This is a genomic window from Mycobacterium sp. SMC-18 (assembly GCF_045310895.1).
In the GTDB taxonomy this organism is placed as follows: Bacteria; Actinomycetota; Actinomycetes; order Mycobacteriales; family Mycobacteriaceae; genus Mycobacterium.
Window position 1 is genome coordinate 59,812 of the sequence record NZ_JBJIAL010000022.1, and the last position, 18,296, is coordinate 78,107.

Annotated in this window: 17 protein-coding genes; 6 read left to right on the forward strand and 11 right to left on the reverse strand. The window is 66.5% G+C overall.

All coding sequences use genetic code 11. The features are described from left to right. Positions 1–136: 136 nt before the first annotated feature. From ACJH6J_RS19265 to ACJH6J_RS19295, 7 genes are read right to left on the reverse strand one after another with little or no spacing between them, the layout of a single operon-like run. On the reverse strand, positions 137–817 hold the full coding sequence (locus ACJH6J_RS19265; protein ID WP_061006148.1) for a response regulator: 681 nt from the start codon (positions 815–817) through the stop codon (positions 137–139). Continuing rightward, positions 814–3,342: a DUF4118 domain-containing protein gene (locus ACJH6J_RS19270; RefSeq protein ID WP_406804393.1), complete on the reverse strand. Its 2,529-nt coding sequence runs from the start codon at positions 3,340–3,342 to the stop codon at positions 814–816. The genes ACJH6J_RS19265 and ACJH6J_RS19270 overlap by 4 nt, the downstream gene beginning before the upstream one ends. Further along, a complete protein-coding gene (locus ACJH6J_RS19275) occupies positions 3,342–4,229 on the reverse strand; it encodes a potassium-transporting ATPase subunit C (protein ID WP_406804394.1) in 888 nt (295 codons plus the stop codon). Before ACJH6J_RS19275 ends, ACJH6J_RS19270 begins: the two co-directional genes overlap by 1 nt. Positions 4,230–4,231: 2 nt before the next feature. After that, positions 4,232–6,334 carry a potassium-transporting ATPase subunit KdpB gene (gene kdpB, locus ACJH6J_RS19280; RefSeq protein ID WP_406804395.1) on the reverse strand — a complete coding sequence of 701 codons (2,103 nt, stop codon included), beginning with the start codon at positions 6,332–6,334 and terminating at the stop codon, positions 4,232–4,234. Then, positions 6,334–8,004: a potassium-transporting ATPase subunit KdpA gene (gene kdpA, locus ACJH6J_RS19285; RefSeq protein WP_406804396.1), complete on the reverse strand. Its 1,671-nt coding sequence runs from the start codon at positions 8,002–8,004 to the stop codon at positions 6,334–6,336. Before kdpA ends, kdpB begins: the two co-directional genes overlap by 1 nt. After that, entirely contained in the window at positions 8,004–8,093 is a 90-nt protein-coding gene (locus ACJH6J_RS19290; RefSeq protein ID WP_406802038.1) for a potassium-transporting ATPase subunit F, read from the reverse strand. The genes kdpA and ACJH6J_RS19290 overlap by 1 nt, the downstream gene beginning before the upstream one ends. Next, complete coding sequence (locus ACJH6J_RS19295) at positions 8,090–8,185, reverse strand: potassium-transporting ATPase (protein ID WP_318986701.1); 96 nt, start codon at positions 8,183–8,185, stop codon at positions 8,090–8,092. Before ACJH6J_RS19295 ends, ACJH6J_RS19290 begins: the two co-directional genes overlap by 4 nt. Positions 8,186–8,518: 333 nt before the next feature. Here ACJH6J_RS19295 and ACJH6J_RS19300 point away from each other — a divergent pair, with 333 nt between their 5' ends. The 6 genes from ACJH6J_RS19300 (at position 8,519) to ACJH6J_RS19325 (ending at position 15,189) form a co-directional block, all read left to right on the forward strand. Further along, on the forward strand, positions 8,519–10,165 hold the full coding sequence (locus ACJH6J_RS19300; RefSeq protein WP_406802037.1) for an acyl-CoA synthetase: 1,647 nt from the start codon (positions 8,519–8,521) through the stop codon (positions 10,163–10,165). 154 nt (positions 10,166–10,319) lie between these two features. Then, positions 10,320–11,336 carry a diiron oxygenase gene (locus tag ACJH6J_RS19305; RefSeq protein WP_406804397.1) on the forward strand — a complete coding sequence of 339 codons (1,017 nt, stop codon included), beginning with the start codon at positions 10,320–10,322 and terminating at the stop codon, positions 11,334–11,336. 247 nt (positions 11,337–11,583) lie between these two features. Continuing rightward, the gene (locus ACJH6J_RS19310) at positions 11,584–11,919 is read left to right on the forward strand and encodes a YciI family protein (protein ID WP_406802035.1); all 336 of its coding nucleotides are present in this window, start codon (positions 11,584–11,586) and stop codon (positions 11,917–11,919) included. Between the two features lie 15 nt (positions 11,920–11,934). Next, positions 11,935–13,179, forward strand: a complete 1,245-nt coding sequence (locus tag ACJH6J_RS19315) for an RNA polymerase sigma factor (protein WP_406802073.1) — start codon at positions 11,935–11,937, stop codon at positions 13,177–13,179. A 47-nt stretch (positions 13,180–13,226) separates the two neighbouring features. Continuing rightward, the gene (locus ACJH6J_RS19320; RefSeq protein WP_318986695.1) at positions 13,227–14,138 is read left to right on the forward strand and encodes an EAL domain-containing protein; all 912 of its coding nucleotides are present in this window, start codon (positions 13,227–13,229) and stop codon (positions 14,136–14,138) included. A 154-nt stretch (positions 14,139–14,292) separates the two neighbouring features. After that, positions 14,293–15,189 carry an alpha/beta fold hydrolase gene (locus ACJH6J_RS19325; protein WP_406802033.1) on the forward strand — a complete coding sequence of 299 codons (897 nt, stop codon included), beginning with the start codon at positions 14,293–14,295 and terminating at the stop codon, positions 15,187–15,189. Position 15,190: 1 nt separating this feature from the next. Here ACJH6J_RS19325 and ACJH6J_RS19330 read toward each other — a convergent pair whose 3' ends face one another. The 4 genes from ACJH6J_RS19330 to ACJH6J_RS19345 all read right to left on the reverse strand — a co-directional run bounded on the left by ACJH6J_RS19330 (position 15,191) and on the right by ACJH6J_RS19345 (position 18,172). Beyond that, positions 15,191–16,324, reverse strand: a complete 1,134-nt coding sequence (locus ACJH6J_RS19330) for an MAB_1171c family putative transporter (RefSeq protein WP_406804402.1) — start codon at positions 16,322–16,324, stop codon at positions 15,191–15,193. An 8-nt stretch (positions 16,325–16,332) separates the two neighbouring features. Then, positions 16,333–16,851, reverse strand: coding sequence for a hypothetical protein (locus tag ACJH6J_RS19335; RefSeq protein ID WP_406804398.1), 519 nt, complete (start codon positions 16,849–16,851; stop codon positions 16,333–16,335). Positions 16,852–16,853: 2 nt separating this feature from the next. Continuing rightward, the gene (locus ACJH6J_RS19340) at positions 16,854–17,330 is read right to left on the reverse strand and encodes an XRE family transcriptional regulator (protein WP_212812839.1); all 477 of its coding nucleotides are present in this window, start codon (positions 17,328–17,330) and stop codon (positions 16,854–16,856) included. A gap of 401 nt (positions 17,331–17,731) precedes the next feature. Beyond that, the gene (locus ACJH6J_RS19345) at positions 17,732–18,172 is read right to left on the reverse strand and encodes a hypothetical protein (RefSeq protein ID WP_406804399.1); all 441 of its coding nucleotides are present in this window, start codon (positions 18,170–18,172) and stop codon (positions 17,732–17,734) included. Positions 18,173–18,296: the final 124 nt, after the last annotated feature.

The following is an 18,296-nucleotide window of genomic DNA, read 5'->3' on the forward strand; positions in this document are numbered from 1 at the left end:
AAGTTCCAGTTGCCTGGTATAAGCCGAACGGGGGAGCTGCGATTCCGCGCGGTCGTGTGACGTACCGCATACCTAGGGTGACTAAGCACTGGGGATGACCAGGGGCCTCGAATGCGTTGGATTCGGGCCGCCGGCGCTACTCCTGGAAGCGGTACCCCATCCCGGCCTCGGTCAGCAGGTGTTTGGGGTGTGACGGGTCGACCTCGAGCTTGCGGCGCAGTTGCGCGAGATACACCCGTAGATAGTGGGTCTCCTTGGCATAGGCCGGACCCCACACCTCTTTGAGCAGCTCCTCGCGGCCCACGAGCTTGCCGCGGTTGCGCACCAGCATCTCCAACATCCCCCACTCGGTGGGCGTCAGATGCACCTCGACTCCGCTGCGCGTCACGCGTTTGGCCGCCAGATCGACGGTGAACGACGATGTCTCGACGACGGGCTCGTCGGTCTCGGACGCGGCCGCACCCCGTCGCACCGCGGCGCGGAGCCGGGCCAGGAACTCGTCCATGCCGAATGGCTTGGTGACGTAGTCGTCGGCGCCGGCGTCGAGGGCCTCGACCTTGTCCATGGAGTCGGTGCGCGCCGACAGCACGATGACGGGCGCGGTGAGCCAGCCGCGCAGCCCGGCCAGCACGTCGATGCCGGACATGTCGGGCAGGCCGAGGTCCAGGATCACGACGTCGGGCTTGTGTTCGGCGGCCGACTTCAGGGCCTCGGCGCCGGTGGCGGCGACCGAGACGTCGTAGCCGCGCACCGACAGGTTGATGCGCAGCGCACGCAGAATCTGTGGTTCGTCGTCGATGACCAGAACCCGTGTCACACCCGATCCTTTCCCGCGGCTGCCAGGTCCACCACGACCGTCAGCCCGCCACCGGGAGTGTCGGTGGCAGAGATGGTGCCGCCCATTGCTTCGACAAAACCGCGCGCCACCGAAAGGCCAAGTCCCACACCGGTGCTGTTGTCGTGGTCGCCGAGGCGCTGGAACGGCGCGAACAGTTGTTCCTCGGCGCCGCGGGGGATGCCCGGCCCCTCGTCGACGATGGTGACCAGCACCCGCTCGCCGACCTGTCCGGCGTTCACCCGCACCACTCTGCCCGCGGAGTAGCGCAGCGCGTTGTCGATGAGGTTGACCAGCACCCGCTCCAGCAGTCCCGCATCGGCCAGCGCGACGGCGTCGCCCACTTCGACCTTGACCCGGTCGAGGCCGCGGTTCGCGTAACCGGTTGCTCCGCGGCTGATTCCGAGCAGCGCCCGCTGCACGACCTCTTCCATGTACACGCGGCGCAGCTCGGGCTTCACGACGCCGGCCGCCAGTCGCGACGAGTCGAGGAGGTTGCCCACCAGCGCGGTCAGCTGATCCACCGATTCCTCGATGGTGGCCAGCAGTTCGGCGGTGTCCTCGGGCGAGAATCCGACGTCCTCGCTGCGCAGGCTCGATACCGCGGCCTTGGCCGCGGCCAGCGGGGTGCGCAGGTCGTGGCTGACGGCGCTGAGCAGGGAGCGGCGCAGTTCGTCGGCCTTGGCGAGCGCCTCGGCGCGGCCGGCTTCCTCGGCCAGGGCGCGCTGGCGCACCAGCCCGGCCGCCTGCCGTGCGACGGCGCCGAGCACCCGGCGATCGCGCGCCTCGGTCTTGCGGCCCGCCATCAGCAGCCAGTATTCGTCGTCGCTGACCTCGATGGCGGTGTCGGCGGAATCGACTGTCACACAGGGGTCTTTGCCGACACAGGCGACGATGCCGTCCTCCTCGTGCAGCAGGCTGACGGCCCGTTGCGCGTACGTCTCGCGGACGCGTTCGAGCAGCGTGGTGAGGTCGGCGCCGCGCAGCACGCTGCCGGCGAACAGGGCCAGCAGCTCGGCTTCCTGGGAGGCGTGCCGGGCCTCCCTGGACCGTTTGGCGGCGCCGTCGACCAGCGCGGCGACGGCGACCGCGACGGCCAGCAGCACGACGATGGTCAAAGCGCTGTCGGGGTCGGCGATGGTGAAGCTGTAGCGCGGCGCGACGAAGAAGTAGTTGAGCAGCAGGCCGGACAGCACCGCCGACAACGCGGCCGGGGCGACACCGCCGAGCAGCGCGACGACCAGCACGCCGATGAAGAACACCGCGCTCTCGCCGCCGACGTGCAGGAACGGGTCCAGCAGGGAGGCGATGGCGGTGATGATGGCGGGCACGACGAGGGCGGCCAACCACGACGTCAGATGGCGCTGCCCGCGGGTTGCCGTCGACCACGACCAGCCCGGCTGGGACTGCTCATGGGTGACCATGTGCACGTCGATCTTGCCGGAGTTCTGGACGGTCTTGGCGCCGATGCCCTCGTCGAAGAGCCGGGCCCAGCGCGAGCGTCGTGACGTGCCCAGCACCAGCTGGGTGGCGTTCATCTCGCGCGCGAAATCCAATAGGGCACTGGGCACGTCACCGTCGCTGCCACCGACGACGGTGTGCAGCGTGGCGCCGAGGCTGGCGGTCAGTTCGCGGACCTTGCCCATCTGCGGGGCGGAGACGCCCGTCAGGCCGTCGCCGCGGACGACGTGCACCACCATAAGTTCGGCACTCGATTTGGAGGCGATGCGCGATGCGCGCCGTACCAGCGTCTCGGATTCGGGGCCGCCGGTGACCGCCACGACGACGCGTTCGCGGGCTTCCCAGGTATCCGAAATATTGTGCTCGGCGCGGTATTTCGCGAGCGCGGCGTCGACCTGGTCGGCCAGCCACAGCAGCGCCAGTTCGCGCAGGGCGGTGAGGTTGCCCTGCCGGAAGTAGTTGGACAGCGCCGCGTCGACACGTTCCGGTGCGTACACGTTGCCGTGGGAGAGTCTGCGGCGCAACGCTTCCGGCGTGATGTCGACGAGTTCGATCTGGGCGGCACTGCGCACCACGGAGTCCGGCACGGTCTCCTGCTGCTCGATGCCGGTGATCTGGGCGACGACGTCGTTGAGGCTCTCCAGGTGCTGGACGTTGACGGTGGAGATGACAGTGATGCCGGCCGCGAGCAGTTCTTCGACGTCCTGCCAGCGTTTGGCGTTCTTGCTGCCGGGCGTATTGCTGTGCGCCAGTTCGTCGACCAGCACCACCTCGGGGTGGCGGGCCAGCACCGCGGGAACATCCAGTTCGGCGAACGTCCCGCCGCGGTAGTCGATGAACCGCGGCGGGATCCGTTCGATGCCTTCCAGCGCCTGGGCCGTCTTCTTGCGCCCGTGTGTCTCGACCACGGCCGCGACGACGTCGGTGCCGCGCTCGAGGCGGCGGTGCGCCTCGCCGAGCATCGAGAAGGTCTTGCCCACGCCGGGGGCCGCACCCAGGTAGATGCGTAGCTCGCCCCGCTTGTCCGGCGTTCCCATGTCTCCCATCATCCAATACGGGCTGGGTGCTTCTGGTCCAACGCGAGATTCAGCTGCAGGACGTTGACCCGCGGCTCACCCATGAAGCCCAGCACGCGGCCCTTGGTGTTGTCGCGCACCAGCGCCCGGACCTCGTCGGCGGAAAGGTGCCGCGCCTTCGCGACGCGGTCCACCTGCAGGTCGGCATAGTCGGCCGAGATGTCGGGATCCAGGCCGCTGCCGCTGGCGGTGACGGCATCGGCCGGCACCTGCGGATCGGCGGGCGCCGCGCCGCGGATCGCGACGATCTGGCCGGCGGTGTAATCCGCGCCGTCCGTGGCGCATTCGACCCGCACGCCCTCGTACGTCGCCAGGAACGGCACCTTGGTGGTGGCGCACGGCTGGTTGACGCTGACCACCTTGGAGGGGTGGGTGACGTTGCCGGTGGCGTCCCGCGGGCCGATCACCGACAGCACCGCGCCCACGCCGTCGGCGGTGCAGAACGGACGGGCTCCCGCGGCGCGGTCCAGCCCTTCGGCCCCGGCGACGGCGTAGCTGCGGGTGCACACCTGGGTCAGCAGGCTCGGCTTGCCGGCGGCGTCGACGATGCTCTCCGGTCCGAGATTGCCCGCACCGCTGGCCATCGGGTCGTACCCGGTGCCGGCATTGGACGGCCGGCTCTGGAAATACTGCGGCAGCGCATTGCCTTTGGCATCGGTGAACAGCTGGCCGATCAGGGAGCTGCCGACCACCTTGCCACCCGCCGTGACGAGCGAGCCGTCGGCCTTGTCCTTGAGCCCGGGCAGCTGGGCGATGGCCCAGACGAGCACCGGGTAGGCCAGACCGGTGATGACGGTCAGGACCAGTAGCGCCCGCAGGGCGGCGCTGTGTACGCGAATCAGGTTGCCAATGTTCATGATTAAGACATCCCCGGGATGAACTGGATGAGCAGGTCGATGAGTTTGATGCCGATGAACGGGGCGACGATGCCGCCCAGGCCATAGACGTACAGGTTGCGGCTCAAGAGCTTTGACGCACTGCTGGGGGTGTACCGGACACCGCGCAGCGACAGCGGGATCAGCGCGATGATGACCAGGGCGTTGAAGATCACCGCCGACAGGATCGCCGACTGCGGGCTGTGCAGCCGCATGATGTTCAGCAGATCCAGGCCGGGGAACAGCGCCACGAACATCGCCGGGATGATCGCGAAGTATTTCGCGATGTCGTTGGCGATGGAGAACGTGGTCAGGGCGCCGCGGGTGATGAGCAGCTGCTTGCCGATCTCGACGATCTCGATGAGCTTGGTCGGGTCGGAGTCGAGGTCGACCATGTTGCCGGCCTCTTTGGCCGCCGAGGTGCCGGTGTTCATCGCGACGCCGACGTCGGCCTGCGCCAGGGCGGGAGCGTCGTTCGTGCCGTCACCGGTCATCGCGACGAGTTTGCCGCCGGCCTGCTCCTTCTTGATCAGCGCGAGCTTGTCCTCGGGGGTGGCCTCGGCGAGGAAGTCGTCGACCCCGGCCTCGTCGGCAATCGCCTTGGCGGTCAACGGATTGTCGCCGGTGATCATGACGGTGCGGATGCCCATCTTGCGCATCTCGTCGAACCGCTCGCGCATGCCTTGCTTGACGACGTCCTTGAGGTGGATGACGCCGAGGACTTCGGCCCGCCCGTCGACGACCCGACCCACCACCAGCGGGGTACCGCCTGCCGCGGAGATGCCGTCGACGATCTCGCCTAACTCAACGGGCACAGTGCCGCCGTTGGTCCGAATCCAGTCGGCGACGGAGTTGGCCGCACCCTTGCGCAGCTTCTGGCCGTCGTGCAGGTCGACACCGGACATGCGGGTCAGGGCGGTGAACTCGACCCACGTGGCGTCGGTCAGCTCTCCCGGGGTGCGGGCCCGCAGGCCGTGAGCCTGCTTGGCGTACACCACGATCGACCGGCCCTCGGGGGTCTCGTCGGCGAGGCTGGACAGCTGCGCCGCGTCGGCGAGTTGTTCGGCGGTGACGCCGGGTACCGGGAGGAAGCCCGCGGCCTGCCGGTTGCCGAGCGTGATGGTGCCGGTCTTGTCGAGCAGCAGGGTGTTGACGTCACCGGCGGCTTCGACGGCACGACCCGACATGGCGAGCACGTTGCGCTGCACCAGCCGGTCCATGCCGGCGATGCCGATGGCCGACAACAGTGCGCCGATCGTGGTGGGAATCAAGCACACGAGCATCGAGACCATCACGATGCCGGTGACGCCGAAGCCGTCGAGCGCCTCGGTGTCCGGCACGCCGGGGTTGTTGGCCTTCGAATAGATGGCCAGCGGCTGCAGCGTCGCGACGGCGAACACGAAGATGATCGTCAGCGCGGCCAGCAGGATGTTGAGCGCGATCTCGTTGGGCGTCTTCTGTCGGTTGGCGCCCTCGACCAGCGCGATCATGCGGTCGACGAAGCTCTCGCCCGGCTTCTGGGTGATCTGTACGACGATCCGGTCGGACAGCACCGTGGTGCCGCCGGTGACAGCTGACCGGTCGCCACCGGACTCCCGGATGACGGGCGCCGACTCGCCGGTGATCGCCGATTCGTCCACGGAGGCAATGCCTTCCACGACGTCGCCGTCACCGGGGATGACCTGCCCGGCCTCGACGACGACGATGTCGCCCTGCTGCAGCAGGGGCGCGGCGATCTCTTCCTCGGTACCGGCGTTGCCCGGCGCCCACCCGACCAGCTTGCGGGCCATGGTGTCGGACTTGGTCTTTCGCAGGCTGGCGGCCTGCGCCTTGCCACGTCCCTCGGCGACCGCTTCGGCGAGGTTGGCGAAAACGACTGTGAGCCAGAGCCAGAACACGATCAGCCAGGCGAACCAGCTGGAGTTCAGGACGGCCAGGACCGTGGACCAGACGGCGCCGACCTCGACGATGAACATCACCGGGTTGCGCCACAGGGTGCGGGGGTCCAGCTTGCGCAGCGCGTCCGGCATGGACTTCCACAACATCTTCGGGTCGAGCAGGCCGCCCTTTACAGCGGTATCGGACATCAGTGAATTCCTTCAGCAAGGGGGCCGAGCGCCAGCGCCGGCAGGAAGGTCAGGGCGACGAGAATCAGCGTCACGCCGGCGACCATGCCGACGAACTGGGGTCGGTGCGTCGGCAGCGTGCCGATGGACGGGGGAGTGCTGCCCTGCTTGGCCAGTGCGCCGGCAAGGGCCAGCACCAGGATCATCGGCAGGAAACGGCCGATCAGCATCGCCAGGCCCAAAGCCGTGTTGTACCAGACCGTATTGACCGACAGACCCGCGAACGCCGAGCCGTTGTTGTTGGCCGCCGAGGTGAAGGCGTACAGCACTTCGGACAGGCCGTGCGGGCCCGAGTTCAGCATCGCCGCGCGCTCACCCGGGAGAGCCATCGCAAAAGCGGTGCCGGTCAACACGATCAGCGGGGTCACCAGGAAATAGCTTGCCGCCAGCTTGATCTCCCGCGGGGTGATCTTCTTTCCCAGGTATTCGGGCGTGCGCCCGACCATCAGGCCGGCCACGAACACCGTGATGACCGCGAGGATCAGCATGCCGTACAGGCCCGACCCGGTACCGCCCGGAGCGACCTCACCGAGCTGCATGTTGAACATCGTCATCATGCCGCCCAGCGACGTGTACGAGTCGTGGAACGAGTCCACGGCACCGGTCGAGGTCAGGGTCGTGGCGGTGGCGAAGACCGCCGAATTGGCCACGCCGAAGCGCTGTTCCACGCCTTCCATCGACGCCCCGATGGCGGTCGGCACGGTGCCGTGGTGCTGGTTCTGGAACACCAGCATGAGGCTGCAGCTGATGACGGCCAGCACTGCCATCACGGCGACAATCGCGTAGCCCTGCTTACGGCTGTCGACCATGCGACCGAACGTGCGCGGCAGCGAGAACGAGATCACCAGCAGCAGGAAGATTTCCACCCAGTTGGTCCATGCGTTGGGGTTCTCGAACGGGTGCGCCGAATTGGCGTTGAAGAAACCGCCACCGTTGGTACCCAGCTCCTTGATCAATTCCTGGCTGGCCACCGGACCGCCGGTGAGGGTCTGCTGCGCGCCGGCCAGGGTATCGGCGATCTGGTCGTGCAGGTGGAAGTTCTGGATGGCGCCGCCCGCGATGAGAATCAGCGCGGCAATAACGGCCAGTGGCAACAGGATTCGGATGGTGCCGCGCACCAGGTCGACCCAGAAGTTGCCCAGTTCGGTGGCGTGCCGACGGGCGAACCCGCGCACGAGCGCGACCGCGACGGCCATGCCGACGGCTGCCGACACGAAGTTCTGCACCGACAGACCGGCCATCTGCACCAGGTGGCCCTGCGTCGTCTCACCCGAGTAGGCCTGCCAGTTGGTGTTGGTGACGAAGCTGATGGCGGTGTTCCACGCCAGGTCGGCAGTCATCGGGGTGGCCGGATCGTTCAGGTGCAGCGGCAGGACACCCTGCACCAGCTGGAAGAAGAAGAGGAACAGCAGCGAGACGGCCGAGAAGGCGAGGGCGCTGCGGGCGTAGGCCCCCCAGTTCTGCTCGGCCTCCGGGTCAGCGCCGATCACTTTGTAGATGAGACGTTCAGCGCGCGAATGCTTTTCGGACGCATATACGCGGAACATGTAGTCGCCCAACGGCACATGCACCGCGGCGAGCGCGACGATCAGGGAGAGCAGGAACGCGATTCCCGCGGCGGTGGGGCTCACTAGAACCGCTCCGGAAAGAGCAGTGCGGCGACCAGGAACAGTGCGATCACCAGACACAGCACCAGGCCGATGGTGTTGGCGTAGTTCATGAGCGCCCTACACCCTTCTCGACGCTCTTCTGGATCACGCCGAGCAGGGCGAAGATCGCCACCGTCAGCACCACGAACACCACTACAGACATGGGTTCTCCCACACGTAAACGGGTCGCCGGCCCTCGGCGACCTCGTCAGCATCGACCCGTGGGAGAGGGCTTCCGGCGATCTTGACGCCTTCTTTACGGCCTGCCCGGCTTCCTTTACGGAATTCCGCGGCGAGTGCCGGACCCAGGACGCGCGCGGCGCGACAAATGCCTGGTCATGTGATGTTTTGCACACCGTCGGCGGCCGGCGCCGGGGCATTTACGGGCGGCCCGGCCGGTGGGAGTCGTAAGCAGTTGATGTCGCGTGGGCGCGCAACCGGCTAACGTGCCATGCAGTGTGGGGCCGATCACCCCTCAAACCTCGGGAGGCATGTGGTGTTGGACGTCGTCGGTGGAGTGCAGCAGAAGCTGGGCCGCATAGCGGAATCCGCAACCGCGCTACGCAGGCTGTTCGAGACCGGCTTCCTGGACCTCGCCAACCCCGGGGTCATGATCGAGACGGCGAAGAACGCTCCGATATTCGGCCCGCAGGCGACCATGGCGATCCAGGGCGCACGTAAGTACGCGGGGCTGCCGGCGCTGGTGGATGAACGGGGCACGTTGACCTACCGGCAGGTGAACGACCAGTCGTGGGCGCTGGCCCGCGGCCTGCAGGGCCTGGGCGTGACCGAAGGCTCCGTGGTCGGGCTGCTGTGCCGCGACCATCGTGGCCTGATCCTGGCCATGGTGGCGTGCGGAAAGCTCGGGGCCCGGCTGGTGCTGATGAACACCGGTTTCGCCAAACCGCAGTTCGCTCAGGTCTGTGAGCGCGAAGGCGTCAAGGTGGTGCTGCACGACAGCGAGTTCCTCGGTCTGCTCGACGCCCTGCCCGCGGACATGCCGCGTGTGCTGACCTGGGTGGACGAGGGCCATGAGGTGCCCGAGTCGGCGCAGACCCTCGACGCGATCGTCGCGGCCAACTCCACCGAGCCGCTGCCCCCGCCGAGCAAGGCTGGTGGCTCGGTGATCCTCACCAGCGGCACGACGGGCCTGCCGAAGGGTGCGCCCCGAAGCTCGGTGTCGCCGTTGGCCTCGGCGCAGATCATCGACCGAATTCCGTTCCCCCGCAAGGGGACCATGGTGATCGTCTCGCCGATCTTCCACAGCACCGGGTGGGCCACCTACACCGTCGGCGCCGCGCTGGGGAACAAGGTGGTGACCGCCCGGCGGTTCAACGCCGAGCGGACCCTGCAGCTCATCGCCGAGCACAGGGCCGACATGCTCGTCGCGGTGCCGACGATGCTGCACCGGATCGTCGAACTGGGGCCCGAGGTCATCGGCAAGTACGACACGTCGTCGCTGAAGACCATCCTGATCGCGGGGTCGGCGTTGAGTCCGGAACTGTCCAACCGGGTCCAGGACACCTTCGGCGATGTGCTCCACAACCTGTACGGCTCAACCGAATGCGCCATCGCCAGCGTCGCCACTCCCGCCGAACTGCGTCTCGCCCCGGGCACGGCCGGGCGGGCGCCGGTGACGTGCGAGGTGGTGCTGTACGACGAGAACGACCGGCGCATCACCGGGAAGAACAAGCGCGGCCGCATCTTCGTCCGTAATGGCGCACCGTTCAGCGGTTACACCGACGGCCGGACCAAGCAGATCATCGACGGCTACATGTCCAGCGGCGACATGGGGCACTTCGACGAGAACGGGCTGTTGTTCGTCGACGGCCGTGACGACGACATGATCGTCTCCGGTGGCGAGAACGTGTTCCCGCAGGAGATCGAAGAACTGCTGGCCGAGCGGGACGACATCTATGACGCGGCGGTGGTCGGCGTCGATGACGTCGAATGGGGAAAGCGGTTGCGCGCCTTCATCGTTCCGAAGCCGGGCGCGGCGCAGGACGCCGATGAGATCAAGGCGTTCGTCAAGAACAATCTGGCCCGGCACAAGGTGCCGCGCGACGTGGTGTTCGTCGACGAGCTGCCGCGCAACACCACCGGCAAGCTGCTGCGCCGGGTGCTGATCGAGATGGACGTCTAGGGCGACCACTCGCCGAACGCGAACTTGATGGTCACGATCGGGCGTTTGGCGATCTTCTTCAAGCCCGGCGGCGAAGCGACCCTTGACAATCATATGGGACCGGGGGTCCCATATAACTGGGCGGGCAACGGTGCCCGCGTGGGAGGTTGATGTCATGGCAGCTACGAAGACGATCCGCCGGTGGCGCGCCGGTATGGACGTGCGCGACGACGTCGACTACTGCGCGAATCTGGAGACGCTTTCCGCGGGTTCGGTGCGCCGGAACTTCAACCCCTACCTGGACGTTTCGTGGGATTCGCCCGAGTTCCGGGTGACGGAGAACGACCCGCGCTGGGTGCTCGCCAAGAGCGACCCCATCGGTATGAGCGCCTGGTATCAGGCGCAACCGCTGGACAAGCAGATCGCGATCGGCATGTGGCGCCAGGCCAACGTCGCCAAGGCGGGCCAACAGTTCGAGAGCATGCTGATCCGCGGGTTGCTCGCCTACACCTTCTGGGTGCCCAACGGCAGCCCCGAATACCGGTATTGCCTGCACGAAGCGAACGAAGAGGGCAACCACACCCTGATGTTCCAGGAGATGGTCAATCACGTCGGCGTGGACGTCCCGGGCCTGCCGCGCTGGGTCAAATGGATCAACTGGCTCTTCCCGCTGTTCGCGAGCCCCATGCCGGCGTTCTTCTTCATGATGGTGCTCTGCGGCGAGGAGCCCATCGACCACATGCAGAAATCCATTCTGCGCGAGGGCAGTTCGATACACCCGATCATGGAGCGCGTCATGGCGATCCACGTCGCCGAGGAAGCGCGGCACATCTCGTTCGCCCACGAGTTCCTGCGCCGGCGGATCCCGGAGATGCGGCCGTTCAACCGCTTTGTGCTGTCGCTGTTCTATCCGCTGGGCTTCCGGGTCGCGGCCTCGCTCATCGCCAAGCCGCCCCGCGTCTTCTGGCGTGAATTCGACATTCCGAAGTCGGTGAAGAAAGAGATCTTCTGGCGTGCGCCGGAATCCAGGACGATGCTGCGCGAGTTCTACGGTGACGTGCGCATGCTCGCCGAGGACACCGGCCTGATGAACCCGGTTGCCAAGGTGTTGTGGCGGCTGTTCCGGATCGACGGTCCGGCCTCGCGCTACCGCAGCGAGCCGGTGCGCCAGGCCGTCGTCCCCGTGGCCTGACCGAGGCCGTCACCTGCTCGGCGCTGACACAACGTGCCGCTGACAGCGTCGCTGCGCCTATATATCCTCGGCGACGCTCTCAGGGGCACGTTGTGTCGCCAAAATTCTTTTCGTGCGCCGTGTCGAAATCCGCCCCCGCCGTTCGACGTGTGTGTGAAGGATTGACACAACGACGAAAGGTCAGGCAATGCGCTACATGGGTTTGGTCATCATGGATCCCAACCAGGGTCCGCCTCCGTAGGCCCTGATGGATGCGATGGAGGTCTACGTCGGCAAGAACGCCGCGGACGGCATCTACCTCGACGGCGGGGGGCTGGGGCAGGGCGAGAACCGTATCGGCTACCAGGTCCGTTCCGGCCAGATGAGCACGACCGATGGACCTTTCACCGAGAGCAGGGAGATCATCGGCGGGTTCGCCATGCTGGAGTACCGCAACCACGCCGAGGCCGTCGAGGGGGCCCGTTCCTTCACTGAACTGCACCGGGAGCACTGGCCCGAGTGGGAAGGCCGCGTTGAGCTGCATCTGATCGAAGGCCCCGAGGCCACCGGGTGTCCCGTGGGCGAGCAGGAACCGGGCGCCTGATTGGCGGTGACCGATATCGGGGGTGCCGGTTCGGCCGGCGCCGAGGCAGTGACCGCCGCCTGGCGCGCCGAATCGGCGCGCCTCGTGGCGGCGCTGACCCGCATGACCCGCGACATCGAACTCGCGGAAGACGTCGCGCAGGACGCGCTGGTCGCGGCGCTGGAGGAATGGCCCGCGAGTGGAATTCCCGCCAACCCCGCCGCGTGGCTGATGACGGCGGCGAAGCGCCGCGCGATCGATCACATCCGTCGCGCCGAGACGCTGCGCCGCAAGACCGAGGAGATCGGACACCGCCTGGAGGAGGTCGACATGCCCGATTTCGCAGGGCAGGTCGACTTCATCGAAGACGACGTGCTCCGGCTGATGTTCCTGACGTGTCACCCGGGCCTGGCCCCGGCGTCGCGTGCGGCGCTGACGCTGCGGCTGGTGTCGGGGCTGAGCACCGCTGAGATCGCCCGAGCCTTCCTGGTGCCCGAACCGACCATGGCACAACGGATCAGCCGTGCGAAGAAGACCCTCGTCGGTGCGGACATGGAGCTGCCGGTGGGGGCCGAGCGCGTCGCCCGCCTTGATGACGTGCTGGCCGCCATCTACCTCACCTTCAACGAGGGGTATGTGGCGACGACCGGCGCTGACTGGACGCGCCCGGACCTCTGTTTCGAAGCGATCCGGCTGGCGCGCATGGTGGCTGCCATGGTGCCGGATATCCCGGATTCACTTGGGCTGCAAGCACTTCTCGAACTTCAGGCGTCGCGGATTCCCGCTCGCGTGGACCGCGACGGTGCGCCGGTGCTGCTGGACGATCAGGACCGGGCCCGGTGGGATCACCTGCTGCGGCGCCGTGGTCTCCAGGTACTGGCCCGGGCCGAGCAGCTCGCTGAGACGGGTGCGCCCGTCGGGACTTACTTCTTGCAGGCGGCCATCGCCGCGTGTCATGCGCGGGCGATGCGGGCCGAGGACACCGATTGGCAGCGGATCGCGGACCTGTACGACGTGCTGGCGCTCGCCGCGCCGGGTCCCGTCGTCGAGGTGAACCGCGCGGTGGCGCACGGACGTGCGTATGGGGCCGAAGCGGGACTGGCGGTGCTCGACGCGCTCGGGCCGGATCCGCTGCCACGATCGCCGCTGCCGCACGCGGTGCGCGGAGATCTGTTGGAGCGCTTGGGTCGAACCGCCGAGGCGTCGGCGGCATTCACGCGTGCCGCCGAACTCAGCACCAACGAGGCGGAACGGTCGCTGCTGCTCCGTCGGGCCGAATGACGCGGACGTGCACGACGATCAGACGGAACAACTACACGTCAGGGCCGGTGAGGCGAGGCGGCGCGGTCCGCTTTACCCAGAGCGCAATGATTGACCCGCGCGAGACATTGGGTCAGGATTGCCTCAAGCGACACTGCCTGATGCGGTCGCGTGCTTCGATGCGGGGCGGGGGTGAGCGAGCCATCTCTGAACTCCTCATGGACCTTCGCCAGGCGATCGAGCGAGACGAACTCTCTCTGGTTTATCAACCCAAATTCGATGCGCACACGGCCGCTGTCGTTGGGGTCGAGGCGTTGCTGCGGTGGCGTCATCTGGACCGCGGCTTATTGCGGCCCGCGGATTTCCTGCCGTTGGTGCGTGAGCACGGTCTGATGGAACAGGCCACGGGGCTGGTCGTCAACATGGCACTCGATGATGCGCTCCGGTGGTACGCCGCCGGGGCGGAAGTGCCTGTGGCCGTTAACCTTTTCGCGCCGTTGCTGAGCGATTTGAACCTGCCGGACCACCTGTGTCAGGCGCTGGACGACCGTGGGCTGCCGTCGTCGGCCCTTGCGGTCGAGATCACCGAAGACCTGTTCGTCGACAACATGGAAGACACCCGAACGGTGCTGACAGGCCTGCTCGATCGCGGCATCAGGATCGCCCTCGACGATTTCGGCACCGGTTACTCCGCCCTGACGTACCTGTCCGATCTGCCGGTCGACGAGATCAAGCTGGACCACGACTTCATCGCCCGAGTCACGGTCGACGATCGTGCCGCGCTGGTGGTGCGCACCATCATCGACCTCGCGCACAAGCTCGGTTTCGGGATCGTCGCCGAGGGCATCGAGAGCGCCGAATCTGCGGCTCAGTTGCGGGATTTCGGATGCGATGTGTTGCAGGGGTTCTACCTCAGCCCTCCCCTCCAGGCGTCCGAAGTGCTCGGTGTGGTCAGTGCCGGCGCCCGGGCCACGTTCTGAAACGGCATTTTTGCGGCTCTCGACTTGACGTAGGAGCGAATTCAACGGACAGTTGATTTGTTACTCAATCTGGTAACGGTCAGTTGAGTGATGCGCAGCGTCGCGCGCGGTTACGTCCGGCAGTGCTCACTGTGTTGGGAAGGCGCCCTCACTCATGTCCACGCTCACATCCACAGCCGTTCCCGTCGAAATGACGGCCACCGAAACAGGTTTCCTGCGGCGCAACGGTCCCGATGGCGCCCGAGTTGCATATCAGACCTGGGGCCGGCGACGTCCCGGTGCGGCATGCGGCGACGTGCTGCTCGTGCACGGATCGTTGCAGTCCTCGAAAGTGTGGTCCAAGCACGGCTACGTAGCGCAGTTGGCGCAGCGCTACCGGGTCATCACCATCGACGTGCGCGGCCACGGGCGCAGCGACAAGCCCGAACACCCCGCCGGGTACGACATTCAGGCGTCGGTGCGCGACGTGTGCGCACTGCTCGACCACCTCGGGATCACTCAGACGCATTACCTGGGGTACTCGCTGGGAGGTCGCATCGGTTTGACCCTGGCGGCGGTCGCGCCGGAACGGCTCGCGTCTCTGGTGGTCGCCGGCTCGTCGTCCCGGCCGCAACGCGGTGCGGTCAACGTGGTGATGTTCCCCGATGCCATTGCGGTGACGGAGAAGTGGGGCGTCGAGGGATTCGTGCGGGGCTGGCAGGAGCATCGCGGTACGACGATGGGCTCGGGATTTCGCGCCACGGTCGATGCCCTCGGCGCGCGGGGGCTCGTCGCCTTGATGCGGCAGTGGGATGCCGAACCCGGCGTTGCTGAGGACGTGCTGGCACAGGTCCAGACGCCGTCGCTGTTCTTCGCTGGTTCCCGAGACATGTTGCGATTGGCCGATTCCCGCCATGCCGCGGCTCTGATGCCGCGCGCCTATTTCACGCTGCTCGAGGGTGCCGACCACGGGCAGACCATCGCGATGCGTGACCGCATTCTGGACCGGGCCGAGGCATTCTTCCGCTTGGCAGAGTTCCCGGATATCGAGAAACTCAGCGCTGTGGGTTGATTCACCGCCGCGAGATCGCCGGTGCCCGCAGCTCGCGCGAGACCTCGAGGAGCCAGCTGAGTTCGTTGGTCGGCTCGGTTCCCCACGGCTCGCCGGCGATCTGGCCATGCGAATCGCCGACCGGAATCTGCCTGGTGCGTTGATGTTCAATCGCGCTGCGGATTTGTTGCGCCGCTGAGGTTTTTGCGGGGTCATCGCAGACATAAGGACGGATGGCGCTGAGTCCGTCGCGGATTTCGACGATGCGGCGGTACAGCCGATAGTCGTGATCGCCGATCGGGGCCCGAGGCGGCGCGAGAGCGATGTGTGAATTGCCTTCGTAGAGCGCGGTCCACAGCGGCTCCAGTTGCCGGTGCCACCGGTAGGTCTGTACGCGACGGACTGCTGCGCGGGCCAGTTGGGAAAAGGACGGTCCCGCAAGACCTATGGCGATCAGCACCTGCCCTACGGCGGCGACGAATGGTGCCAGGTGCTGCCAGGACATACTGCGGTTGGTGAGCAGTCCGTAGATGGCCGAGTCCGCACGCAGCAGGCAGAAGACCAGGCACAGCGCGGCTCCGGCGGCGGTGAGCAGCAGACTGCGCCGCAGCCAGGCCACCTCGTGGTAGCGGGCGTACTGCAGGCACCGCACGATAATGATCACTGCGCCAAGGGCATACGTGCCCAGGTACAGCAGCATGTAGGTGACCCAGACGGGCTCGCCGCCGTGCGCGGCGTAGAAATCGACGGGGAGTTCGGCCTCCGGTGCCGCGATCCAGCAGACGATCAACGCGACGGCGGCCAGGCAGGCCAGAACGATCCACAGGCGCAATCGGCGATAGGCGCGTCGGCCGGACTCGCCCCAGAACGTGATGACCGCGAGGACACACGCAGTCCACGCCATGCCCCCGGTCAGGCTCAGGATGAGTCGGCAGATGTTGTGCACCCCGATCGCCCGGTCCAGCCATGCCGACACGCTCGGAATGGAAAGCGTGACCGCAATTCCCTTGAACAGGAACGACATCAGCAGCGCGATGGACGCAGGCGGCCGCACGGGGGACCGGCTGATGGCCAGGGCCACCACGACGACGGCACCCCACATGAACGCTGCGGAGACCGCATAACTGAAGGCCGTGTTCTCGAGCATCTGGGCCACCGAAGACATCACGGCCTCGCTGAATCGCCCTCGAGTCTCAGCGACGCGAGAACGCGACCCAAGTTGGCGTTCGATAGCGAGACGGTTTGCGGTGCACCGCGTCTGACTCGTTGCCCCATGATGGAGGCGAGTGTTTCGGCCTCGATCTCCTGGCGGTCCAGGTAGTTCTCCCGGCGCAGCACTTCGGCGGGGCCGGTTGGGCCGGCGGCGGAGTGGCCGCACAGCACGTGGCTGAGCTCGTGCAGGATGATGTGCTCGCGGTGCATCGTGGTGGTCTCGCTGTCGAAGACCACGTAGTCGGTGGGGCCGGTGCGCACCAACATGCCGTGCACACCGCTGCCCGATAAGCGATACGGCAGCAGCTGGATGTCACGCCCGCTGTTCGTGCTGGCGATCGCCCGGATGTCATCGACCGTGGTGAGCTTGTCCAGCCCCAAAGCCACCAGCTTGCGTGTGCAGTCACGGTGAATCGCCTTGAGTTCGCGCGTCGATCGCAGAACTGTTGCTGCGCCGCACGACGCGTCCATGACTACCGTTCGGCTTTCGTGGGGGCTATGGTCGGCAGGCCCTGCAGCGCGCGCACGTGATCCAGCACGGCGGCAACGGTTTCCAGGCTCTCCTTGTTGAGGCCGATGGCGCGCAACGCAATCAGTTCGACATCGTCGCGCACGGATTCATCGAGTGCGCCGAGCCGCTCGTCGAGTGAATGCGACCGCACTGGATCGGTGATGGTCGACAACGGCACCTGAAAGAAGTCGGCCAACGCACCGAGCAGGTCGATGCCGGGGCGCGCCCGCTTGCCGGTGCGCAGCGCGGAAAGGTAAGCGCCGCCGACCTTGATTTCGGGATGGGCCTTCTTGAGGGCGGTCGCGACTTCTTCGTTGGTCCACATCCGGCCGTCGGGACGCCGATGCGCGTCGAAGAGCGCGTTGATGCGTTCAGCCAGGCTGTCGCCCGCGTCGTGTGCATCGGGCTGCCGGTTCGGTGTGGTCGGCGAAGTCGCCATCTCCCCAGTGAAGCATCGATATCAGCAGGCCTCAACTCGTAGACGAGTGTTCTCGTGCAATTCAACTTGTGGTTGATCTTGCGATCTCGGCCGGACCGCTGCGTACGGTCGGACTGGCGGGCGCTACCGTCATGGCGGCGCCGGTTGACTCGGTGCCCGCCCCCATAGCCCAATTGGCAGAGGCAGCGGACTTAAAATCCTCTGAACTGGGTGTTTGTTGTGTTTGACTCATTCGGCAGCTGCTGGATGAACGACCTCGACCTGCGAATATGTTGTTGGTTGCATTGGCGGCCGATGAGGGCGAATGAAAGCACTGCGGTATCTCCTGCGGTATCTCACGGGCGGCTCTCGGCCCGCCCGCCAACAGCGCGGCGCATCGCCTCCCACTGGGACGGCAGTCGTTACAGCGAAATAGCGGCCATAGGGACCAATTCCGCCACCGCAGCGTTGATCTTGGCGGCGATACCGGCGTCTTTCAGAGCTTTATCGACCAACTTCCGCGCAGCCTGGAACGTCCGAGCCGAGGACACATCGACCTCAGCGGCGAGTTTCTCGGCCGCGGCGCCGAGCTTCGCCAACTGCAGGTGCAGATCGATGGTGTTGTCGTACTCCGGGAACGGAACTAGGAATACATACTTATCGAAGTGCCGGGCTCCGTACAAGCCCAGGGCTTGCAGCGGCTTTACTCGCTCCAACACGGTCCCCGAGTTCAGAATGGCGCAGAGGTAGCTCGCTTCTGACTCAGTCGCGACGGCCGTCCAGTAGAGGGAGAAGTCGATAATGGCCCGTGAATCCCTTACGACCGCTGCGGCGAGTCTGTTCCCGGTCTTGGTGTAGACCACTCTGACCGCTGCGGGCGGCAGCTGCGCGGACAGTTGCCCGTGGAAATCGAGATAGCGTCCCGGGGAGTGGTGGACTTCGGATCTGGCGTGGTTCACGCGTTGTGATCAACGAGTCATGGTGAAC